The following is an 11810-nucleotide window of genomic DNA, read 5'->3' on the forward strand; positions in this document are numbered from 1 at the left end:
ATATAAGATAAATAAAAAAAGGAGCATCTTGCCCCTCTTTTTATAAAATAGTAATAAAATCTGTACTTAACGAACTACTACCAGCCTTCGGGTTTTTACATAATTTCCGGCTTTTAAAGAATACATGTAAACCCCACTGGCCAAATTAGCTGCGTCAACCACCACACTGTAATTTCCGGCGGCCTTTTTCTCTTGCACCAAAGTCTTTACTTTTTTGCCTAATTTATCGTAAAGAATCAGTTCAACAACGGCTTCTTCTGGTATGGTATAATCAATAGTTGTAGTACTGGAGAATGGATTGGGTTTGTTTTGCGCTAAAGCATAGCCACTTTCTAAATTATGATCATTAAAGTTAAGGCTATACGGGTTCAGCATCTCCCCTACTATTTTATCCGGTATAAAAGCAATGCCTTTGTTATCGGCTATTATCTCTTCGCCGGTGTTTACATTAAATATTTTAAATTCTATTATTTCCCCGGCATCTACAGGTTCGCCATAAATGGTTAGGTATATGCGGTTAGATTTTTGGCTGGGCAAATACTCGGTTTGCACAAATCCCCGACAAGCGCCTTTAATATACGCACCAACCGTATATAAATTGCTGGTAATAGGCAAACCATTCTGGTTTAAAACGCCGGTCAGGGTCATGGTATACTCAAACTTGCTTTCATCTACCTCATAATTAGAACCATCGGTGGCTCTTCTGCGGAAAGCCAAATTGGCCGGTGCCGAAATTTTAAGTTTATAACTTTGGCCTGGGTCCATGGTTTTTAAGTCGCCGAGCCAAGCATTTACCGCAGTAGAATAGGTGGCAAAGGATGTAAAGCTTTTTAAGAAATCACCTTCTTTCGCGGTAAATGCCGCGCCCAATCCAGTTTTAATCGGGGCATTTACTAACTTAGGAAAACCAATCCAATGCCAGCCACCAGCTAATGTTAATGGAGTAAAAGTAGTTGGGGTGGTACCGGCCACGCGTAGCGTATCGGGTTTATCTGATAGGTAAACCATGTAGCCGCTGGTTAAGTTAATGGTTCTAAGCGCACCACTCCAGCCAGACTGCGGACTATAGTCAGCAAAATCAGTTTGGCTCTTAACCGTAATTTTATTACCCGATGCTAACAGGCTGCTGAATACTTTTTCCCGGCTCATATCGGGTGTTTGTACATTTAGAGAGACCCAGTTCCAGCCTTTTTGGAGCGGAATAACCTGGAAAGTACCTTCTGAGTGCAAAACATAAGGATCCGCAGAAGAACCGGTAATACCGTCAGCTACAAAAGGTGTTTTTTCCAAAGCTCCGTATTCTACCCCCGTTAAGGCATTCCACATCCGGAAGGTGATGGTTTCTTTACCGGCTCCGGCTTCGTTGCTGTAAACCGTCAGGAAAGCGGCATATTTACCCGGCATACCGCCAATTTTCCGGATTTTAGCCACGCCGCGGGGTACGCCGTTAACGTAAGCAGCAATTACGTCGCGTTCGTCGGTAGAAGTGGGCACGTTGCTGGGAGGAACACTCAGCGTATATTGCGCCACAATATTCATGGAGTAATTATAATCTGCCGGATTCACTTTCCAGGCAACTGGCGTAGCCAATAATTCTAGTCTAACCGGCATGGCTTCCGTAAACCCGTCTACTACTGCATTTATTACGCCTTCGTATATACCTGGTTTTAGTTCGTTGCTAATGGCAAATTCTAATTTATAGAACCCATAAGGTTGAATAATTCCTTTTACGGCCGATGGGGTAAGCCAAGCCGGATAACTACTCAACGTAAAGGCTTTACTCACCTCAGCCGTATTTTTAAGTTCTGATTTTAATTTTATGCCAGAGCCAATGGTGACCGACGACTCCAGTTTTTCCGGATCCCAGAATACAGGTTTTACATTAACTTTAAACGACCAAACAGTGGGGTATTTCTGAATATTACCGGCATTGTCTTCAATACCACTTACGGTTGCCGTTAGTTCTACTCCGGCCAGCGAAAGGTCGTTGATAGCCGATTCGGGGTTGGTTTTAATAATTATGGTATTACCCGAACATTGCACGTTAATATTTAGCGTACTGCCATTATCTTTTCGGATTAAAGATACTTTAGAACTAAAGTTCTGGGAACATTTAATAGGTTTATCAAAAGTTACGCTAATATTTTGCCCTTGCCGCAGGAAGTTATCGGCTGGCGACGGTGTTCCAAATGGTGCCACCGAAGCCCGGTCAATATTACCTTGCAAGACTTCGGAATAGGTAGTCTGGCCTAAGGTTTCGCACGTGGCAAAGGCCCTTATCTCGTACTTGCCATCTAAAAATTTCGTTAAATTCGATACATCCCAGATAATATCTTTAAACTGATCGATTAGTTGCGCCTTCGGAATGGTGCTTATTGTTTCCCAGGTTTTGCCTTCGGCCCGGTACTGTAAACCAACCGAGGTAAAAGTAGGATTGTTTACATCATAACCGGTAAGCGTAACCGTCATTTTGTTCCCACTGCCCTGGTTAATCAGCCAGTTGTTGCCGGGTTTACTAATTTGTACGTTGCTGCACTGGCTCTGGAAGTTAACCGATAAAGTAACCGTGTCGGTATTTACAAAAGACCCCCCATTCTGGAAAATGGCATATTCGCATTCGGGGTACATCATCAGCTTAATATCCTTGTAATTAAAAGCATAAGGGCCTCTTTCTACCGTAATGGTAATAGGAATAGATGGTCCGGGTTGCAGGAAGAACACCACCGGAGTAGTATTGATTATCTGACCTCCCATCCGGATAATAGCCCCATCCATATTGGTAGCCGGTATTACCCGTACGGCATATTCCCGGCCTTCTTCGCTTTCGTTTACGTTGGCAATATTGGCCACAAAAACGGCGGGCTCATTGGCGGGCACATTGCTAACGGTATAGCGGTTCAGGTCCATTTGCGGTTTATCGCGGGTTTGGGTACCGGGCTCATTGGGGCAACTGCTGGTACCGGCATTTAGCTTAAACAGCGGGGTATTGTAGCGGGGATCATTGTATATATCCACACTAAAAAAATCACCAATGTCATCATCATCCAGGTGATAACCAATGGTAGTGCTTTTGGCTATGCTGGTATTGGTAGTAGTCTGACTCGACCATTTAAAATTGATCAAGGCACCCAGATCGGCTGATAAGAAGCCCCCTAAGTAGGCAAAACCACCAATGGCAATATCGCTATTTATAAAAGTAGAAAAATCATAAGTGGTGGTGTTCTCGGTAGATTTGGTGACAACCGAGGTAAAAGGAGCGCCGGCACTGAAAGAACGGTTTTCTATAAAATGCTGCTGCGAGATCTCTTCCCGTTGTTTATCATTTTTATCGAGCACCTGTTGCCACACGTTAATAGAGCTATTTAACATCTGGACCGTATCCTTGGCCGACTGCAACCCGGTCCGGGTAGCCCTTTTCTCGCTAATATCCTTTAAGCGCTTTAACTGGGTAAGAATATTATACCGAATCTGATAATCAGTATAGGTATAAGTGGTGGCAATAGATTCGGGGTTCCAGTAAATGGATACATCCGGCACTACCTGGCAATTTTCTATTTTTACAATATCAATTAACCCGTAACGGATGTTATAAGAAGCTCCTACGAACACATCGCCTTGGGGACCGGTAAACACATTGGTATTGGCCGTAGATAGTTGCTGCGTAGCAGTAATGGTAGTAGCTAGGGCATCACCATTAATGGCTGTTTCCCCGTTTAACAGTTCTGTATCAAATTTAATACCGGCCCCAAATTCCGGCACAAATGGGAGACCACTAACACCGCCACCTATTTTTAGATTTACAAATGCACCGGCTTCTTTACTATTGGTAACAGCCGTTTGCGTAATAAAGGTATAAGAAGAATCTTTCTGCAAATAGCTGTAACTTAAATCGCCCATGGGGTCATGCAATATTAAATGGGGCAATTCGGGCGTGCGCGTTACAAAGGTGCCGACCCGCGGTTTGCCACCCGTTACAATGGCACTAAAAGAAGCGGTTACGGGCACCGCCGAGCCGGCTATGGCGGTTACTTCAAACCTTTTTCTGTAAGGCGCCACAATGTTTGGTAACCCGGCTTCAAGCGAATAAGTAACTGTGCCATTGCCTATAGGCAATTTAAAAACGCCTTTGTCTCCTACATCATTGGTAATTTGCAGTTCGCCTTCGTTTACAAAACAACTGGTATTTAAGTAGGTATTTATTTCTTTTACCTCAATTTTAATTGGGTATAAGAAATGCTGCTCCATTACATAGTCGTTGTTACACTTGGTATTAGGTAAATCTTTAAAGGTTATAGATAACCCCTCGTGAAATACAAAAGGCGCTTTGCGCATTACCGCCACATTATTAACTTTTTCCTGTTGGGTCAGGTCTAATTCAATGCGGCCCTGGGCGGCCATTTGTTTTAAAATATTGCTGTTGTTATGGGAGGTTTCTACAACCTGCAGGGAGTATTTCTGGGCTGGCAATTCAATTTGCTGACTGGCGCTGTTAACCGTAATGGTTTGGTCATAACAATAAATATTTGGCTTTGCCGGATCAGCCACCGAACGGATATTTACTTTAAATGATGCTGTAACGGCATCGCCACAGCCAGAAAACAAACTTAACAGAACTTTCTCTTTTTGTGTGTCTGTAAAATCTACGGTAACCAATTCCGTAGTAATCGTTACATTTTCTGATGTTTTGTTAAAGTTATGATGGTAAAAGACAGGCTTCACATTGTAGGTGCCTTCATTCTCCACGTTAATCAGGTACTTACCTTCTATGTTCGTCCGGTTGCCAATATCTTTTCCATCCAGCAGCATACTTACGCCTTCTACCGGGCACCCGTTCGGGTCAGCTACCGTTCCGGCAATCGTATAAACCGTATTATCTTTGAAATTGACCGAATTTGCCACATATTGGTTCTGATCCAGGGTTCTTTTATGGGTAACCGGGTCGAAGGCATGATTGCCTTTAGAGGGCGTGAGGGTAAATTCTGCTTTGTCGAAATAATAAATATTCTTAATCTCATAATATCCGGCGGCATCGGTAACTGCCTTGAACTCAATTGTGGTGCCATTGTGATTGTATGAAGAAATAGGCGTTCCGTTCACAATGCCGGTTGCTATTACCGTTACACCGGCTACACTGGCTCCAAATTTAGATTGTACCGTGCCGCTTATTTTACCATTAGGCATAATATAGCCGGTGTTGTCGTAAGAAGGAAAGGTTCTGCCGTCTTTTATCGGGGTCAGGCGGTAGGTATAAACGTACCCCGGAATGGCGGTGTTATCGTTGTAAAAAGTGGCATTTTTGTTTAAAATTTCTACCTCTTCAAAAGCCGATGAATTAGGCACGCTGCGCTCAATCCGGATATTATCGGCAAAGGAAGAAATGTTTAACCACTCCATCCGTACGCGGTTGGTAAAGGCACCGTCAGAAGCAGTAAGGTTCATAGATTTAGCAGAGCCGGTTACCTGAACACCGGAAGATGTGTGCCCTCCCCACTTGGCTGTATAGGTGCGGATGGTGTAATTATGGGTAGAGCCCGGATCAACGGAGGCATCTTTCCAGGAACGCTGATCTCCTTTGGCAGTATGGATCGGAGTCGTATTTCCGTCCCGGTAGATCAGATAGACTGAGTTTGAATCTGGAATATCAGTACCCTTGCTCCATTTTAGTTCTATATAATCAAACCCTGCTTGGTTAGAGGCCGTTACTCCGGTCGGTGCTTTAATGGCAACAGTGGAGGCCTGCCCACTTACACTATAACCAGGAGCATTCCGGTCATCTTCATTCATGGCCCTGGGAAAACCGCTCCAAACCCATGTCAAACACCCTCCGGAAGGGTATCCTTCCTGATACCGAATGTCCCCATAACCACTCTGACCGGGGCCTACCGCCAAAACTTTTGAGCCGTTGTTTGGCAGCTTGGTGTTAAGGCTATCCACAAAATAAACGGTAGGATTAGAACCACCCGGATTAAACTTAATTTCCAGATATGGCCGCTTCTCGCTGCCGCAATCTACTACATCCAGCCCTTGCCAAGAGTAGGTCAGGTTGTAATCCGAGCCGTTATTTCTTATGGTGGTCAGTAAGTCAGGATACACCCGCTGGGCGTTAGCAGTGGAGAGGGAAAATAACAGCAGGGCCATTAGGGAAAAGAAAAGATAGAAGGTGAACTTCCTTTCTGGCAGATAAGAATTTAGAGTATTAATCCTTTTCTGCTTACTAAGTAAATGTAAATCCATAAGTTTTGTTTTATTAGGTTTGTTAATTATTGAATTACTTAAATTGAATTCAGAACAGATTTTGTGTTGGAGAAAAATGCTACTAGTTTTTCTGAAGTGGGCCACTTGTAATGAAATAAGATTAAACTACTTAAAGGCCACCGGGCTTAATAGTAAAATTTTAATATAAAATACGTTAAACCTACCAGGAGTAGGTTTTTTATTGACTTTTGTTAAGCTAAAATTAGATTATACGACGGGTAGACTGTTAGCAAAAAATGGCCATATTTTGCAATTAATTGGCCACAGTAGCAAATAAGCAGGATTTTCTTATAAAATAGCCTAAAATATATTCAGCCAAGTACCGGCAGGGCATTATTTTTTCATTTGCGACGAAGCGTAATGAGAAGGAGAAAGAGAAAATTGCTCTTTAAAGCATTTAGAAAAATAAGAAAGCCCTTCAAAACCGGTTAGGTCAGCCACCTCCGATACCGAATATCCTTCCTGTAAAAGTGCGGCCGCCTTATTTAACCGGTAAGACCGGATTAATGTATTGGCGTTCATGCCGGTAAGAACCGATAATTTGCGGTGAAGGGTTCGCGTACTCACATTCATTTCGTTGGCCAGTTGCTCTATGTCTAAATTAGGATTGGCTAATTCCCGGTCTAAACTTTGATAAACTTCTAGCAGAAAAGGATCTTCGGCGGGTTTTTCCTGTAAAATATCTCCAGGTTCGTTGATAGCGGGCTCGGAAAACTCGCGGTACCAAAATTGGCGGATCGTTACCTGATGGCTTAGCCAGTTGGCAACCCGCAACTGCAATTCCTGCAGGTTAAATGGTTTGGTCAGGTAATCGTTGGCTCCCGCCGTAAGCCCTTGAACCCGGTTATCTAGCGAGGTGCGGGCCGTTAACAATATTACTGGTATATGGCTAGTGAGCGGGGTATTCTTGATGTGCTTGCTTAACGTAAAACCATCCATTTGGGGCATAGAAACATCAGCAATTACCAAATTGGGCAGTTCCTGTTGGGCTAGTTGCCAACCTTCGGCTCCATCAATCGCCATTAAAACCCGGTATTTATCAGCCAGTCCCTGCAAGATAAATGCCCGTAACTCATCGTGATCTTCTACTACTAATATTAACGGGGCATCTTCAGGCACTGGCATTACATTTGGTAAAACAACTGCTTCTTCCGGATAGATAACCGGCAGAGTGGCCACCAAATCGGGCTGGTTTAAATTATCGGCTACGCGCAAGGGCAGTTTAACCTTAAAAGTAGTTCCAATATTTTCCTGGCTCTCCACTTCCACGTGCCCGCCCATTAATTCGGTTAGTTCCTTTACCAGCGACAGACCTACTCCCGACCCGGCCAAAGCTTGCGTCCGGATGTCGTTTACCTGGTAAAACCGGTTAAATACAAAGGGCAATTGCGGAGCCGGAATACCCATACCAGTGTCTCTTACCCGCAATTCTAATAAATATTCTGCTGCTACGGGCCTGCTCCAGGTCAGATCCACCTGCACAGTGCCGCCCACAGAAGTAAATTTAAAGGCATTTGATAGCAGGTTGTAAATAATATTTTCCAGCTTTTCCGCGTCGAAAAGGCACTCTACCGGTTTGGACCCAGCGTTATATTGCAATAAAATATTTTTCTTCTGGGCTTGCAGCCGAAACGTTTCTATTAGATTTCCAACAAATGCAACTATCTCGCCTTTCTGTTCTGTCAGGTCCATACTGCCGGCTTCCAGTTTAGCTAAATCGAGTAATTGGCTTATGAGGCGCAACAAGCGTTGGGCATTGCGGTAAATTACGCTATGCTGCTGCCGGATTATCTGGGCGGGCGGCAAGGTTGGCTGCGCGCGCAATTGCTCCAGCGGGCCAATAATAAGAGTTAAGGGCGTGCGAAACTCGTGGGTAATGTTCGTAAAGAATTGGTTTTTTAATTGGTTTAGCTCTTCCAGTTTTTCCTTTTGCACCTGCTCTAAGGCCAATTTATTTTGCAAACGAATGCGGCTAAGCTGAAACCAAAACAATATACCCAATACCGCTAAAACAACCAGCCCATACAGCAGATAAGCGCCTATAGACAGGTAAAAGGCCTGCCCCACCAAAACCGGTAATGACAGTTCTTTTCCCCATAAGCCATTGCTGCCAATGGTTTTAATGCTTAAGGTATATTGGCCGGCCGGTAAACCCGCCAACTGAATATAATTTACGGCACCAATATTTTGCCATTCATCGGTTAAACCAACTAGCCGGTAAGCAAAATGGGGTTGGGCATTGTGCGCTTCGAAATAATTTTTCCGGGCAAAATAAAGGGTAAAGAACTTATCCTGGTAGTGAAGCTTAACTTCTTTTAAGCTGTTTATGGCCAAAGCAGTTTCTTCAATTTTATTTTTTAAGCCTTTGTGTTGCACCAATTTGGTTAGCATAACCTGCGGCTCCGGCACGGGTGGCAAAAATTTATTTGGATTAAAGTAAATTATGCCATCAATGGAGCCAAAATATAAGTTACCGTCGGTTCCGGCCAAAGCCGAGCCATGGTTAAATTCATTGGTGAGCAGGCCATCGTGCATGTAAAAATTCCGGAAAGCTTTGTTTTTTAAAGACAGGCAGGATAAACCGTTATAAGTGCTAATCCATAGTTGATTTTCTGCGCCCGGCAAAATAGCACAAACTTTATCATCGGCTAAACCATCTTTTACGGTATACTGCTCTTCTACCCTACCATTTTCTGGATTTAGCACATTTATACCGCCCCCTTTTGTGCCCAGCCACAGCTTACCGCTTTGGTCTTCGTAAATACAATTAATATAATTATGAGATAAACCGGTTTTACTTTTACCCGGTACTACTGTGGCATAATGGGCTACTACACCTGTTCCTTTTTTAATGCGGTAAAGTCCGTAATCAGTGCCCAGCCAGATAGATTTATCCCGGCTCTGGTGAATGGCAAGTATCTGCAATAGCGGAAAACTTTTCTTTTCAGTTCCCCAGTTAAATAAATGGGTTTCTCCGTTCTGTGGATTTAAGGTATACAGGTTGTTATATCCACCCAGCCACAGTTGACCTTGGGCATCTTTTAACAAAGAATAATTATGGTTAGATATGCTCTTGTCTTTATTAGTAGGTTTATTCAGGTAAGGAGTAAACGTTTGGCTACCCGCATTAAAATGTACCAGGCCAGACCCTTCGGTAGCCAACCATATATTACCTTCTGTAGCCGGCACCAAGGCGCGTACCAGTGGATTAACCCCTGTATTATTCCGTTTAATTTTAAATTCGGTAAATGTATTAGCTGCCGGGTTGTATTTAAAGAAGCCGCTGTAGCTGCCAATCCATAAATGCCCATCGGGTGTTTGCAGCAGGCCGCGTGTACTAAAATAAGGATTGGCACCAAAGCCTTTAGGCAGAGTAATGGTATTAAAAAAGCTCTCCTTATTATTTAATTTATATACGCCAAAATAATTACCGAACCAGAGTTGGTCATTCGCATCCTCATACAGGTTATCAATCAGAAAATAGTTGCTACCGCTTTGCCTGAATTGCAGGGTGAAATCTTCAATATGTTTGGTTTGGGGATTAAGACGAAACAGCTCAGTTTGGGTTATTAACCATATAAAGCCTTTTTTATCCTGATAAATACGCTGAATAGGATTTTTTAATAAACTTAGTTGCTTATCACTCATCAGCAGATTAAATTTATTTGTAACCGGCTCGTAAACATAAATAGCTCGCTGCACCGCGTAAAGCAAGGTAGTTTTATTTGCAAAGCAGGCCATGCTCTGGCGGTTATCCGGAAGCGAAAAGTCATCAATTACCTGTCCTTGCTGGTTTAGTTTCCGGAAACCATGCTGGTTGTCGGCTACCCATAAATGGTTTTTATTATCCTGGATGATCCATTGTATTATCCGCTGTAAGCCTGTAAAATCCGGGGCAAAAGAATTTGGAATGCGGGTAAAGTCTTTTTTATCAGCCGACCGGTACAGGTAACCATCATCGGCATTGCACCAGATGGCATTATCCTGCGTTTGCGTAATGGTATAAATGGCTTTTTTAGATTCTGCGCTAGTATTGGCAGCATTGAGGTAGGTTGCTATCGATTTACGATCGGGGCTCAAGCGCTGCAGGCCATTACCCGTGCCAATCCACAAGTTCTTTTGCCGGTCTTCGTAGAGTGTCAGCACCAAATCAGAAGACAACCGAATACCAGCTGAGACCGTGTTTACTAATTGAGTTTGGTAGCCATCGTACCGGTATAAACCATTTTCGGTGCCAAACCACATAAACCCATAAGCATCTTGCAAGATACATCTTACTTTATGTCCTTCTAAGTCGGCTACTTTCAGAATTTGCCTTTTGCTGAAATCCGTTACCTGGGCCACTCCCGGTATGTGTAAGGCAAAGTAAAAGGTAAACAGCAATAACAGCCATTTAGAACTTATGTTATAATACAAAGCACCGCGCATCAACCAATTACTAGTTGATAGCAAGGTATTTAAAGTAATTGGTATATAAAACTATAAAAGGATTTTATATGAATAATATTCAGATTAGTTGATACGGTTAAATGGTTAACTGCACCAATATGGCAGGACATCTTTTAATTTTTCCGCTATATAATACCAATTATCGCCTAAATTGATTACCTCATGTACATTGCTGGATATAGGTGCATTTTGATCTGTCATTTGATTTTATTTAATTAGTTTAAAAAGCACTTTTTATACATTTATTATTTTATTTTAGATTAATAAATAAGACTCATGAATAAAATGCTTGAATAGAACAATAAATAAGAGCACGGCAAAATAAATTTCTATATAAATGACTTATGTTTCATTTTTATGTTAACGTCGTCGTCTTATCACAAATCCTACTATCCAGATTATTGAAAAAATTACAAATAGAATAAAGGCAATGATGAAACCAAAAAATACAGGAATGGCACAAAGTCCTCCATCGCATCCTCCATTAGTTTCGAAAACCGAACCGGCAACCAAGTAGCCTATAATACAAGACGAAATAAGGGCTATAAAAAATTGGGTTAATGCCTTCATCATTTAAGTTGCTTATCGTTTAACTCACTAGGGTAAACAGCATGATTATTAACATGATTTGCCACAGGGAATGTATAATTCATTTTATTTAACTCTATTCTTCATCCAAAACAAGAGTACCCAGATAAGTACAACCAGGAAAAACCCAATAAGTACCAGCAAAATGATTGAAAAAAATATCAAAAGGTCACTCCAGAATTTTTGCTCGCAAGCGATTGCTAGTAAAAAAGGATTGAGCTAAGGAATGATAACTTAAAAATGGTAGTGTAAGTTATACTGGCCATCTTGCACCTTTATCTATTTGCTTTAACCCAGGCATCTATGTTTGTATTTAGCGCTATTTCGTATACATGCATCCAATCGCTATTGATGGTGCCGGCCGCTAAATGTTTATGTCCGTTAGAATCTAACTGATAATTTGTGGGGTTGGCTAACCGGGTTTTAAAGAATTCCTTTTCGTAATTATTTCTTATTTGTTTAAACCCTGCTGAATAATCTTGTATTTTCTGTAGAGCTGAGAGCTTGCCGGCGCCCGA

General features: G+C 42.3%; 3 protein-coding genes. All 3 read right to left on the reverse strand.

Translation table 11 applies throughout. From position 1 onward, the window contains the following. Positions 1 to 66 precede the first annotated feature (66 nt). Positions 67 to 6138, reverse strand: a complete 6072-nt coding sequence (locus tag ACO1R6_RS22815) for a T9SS type A sorting domain-containing protein (protein ID WP_486267664.1) — start codon at positions 6136 to 6138, stop codon at positions 67 to 69. 450 nt (positions 6139 to 6588) lie between these two features. After that, positions 6589 to 10707, reverse strand: coding sequence for a hybrid sensor histidine kinase/response regulator transcription factor (locus tag ACO1R6_RS22820; protein ID WP_486267666.1), 4119 nt, complete (start codon positions 10705 to 10707; stop codon positions 6589 to 6591). Between the two features lie 860 nt (positions 10708 to 11567). After that, a partial coding sequence (locus tag ACO1R6_RS22825) for a hypothetical protein (protein WP_486267668.1) occupies positions 11568 to 11810 on the reverse strand: 243 nt, incomplete at its 5' end.

The organism is Adhaeribacter sp., assembly GCF_057359045.1.

Excerpts from the sequence above, each read along its gene's own strand:
- ACO1R6_RS22815 (WP_486267664.1), bottom strand. The coding sequence starts at position 6,138 with ATGGCCCTGCTGTTATTTTCCCTCTCCACTGCTAACGCCCAGCGGGTG.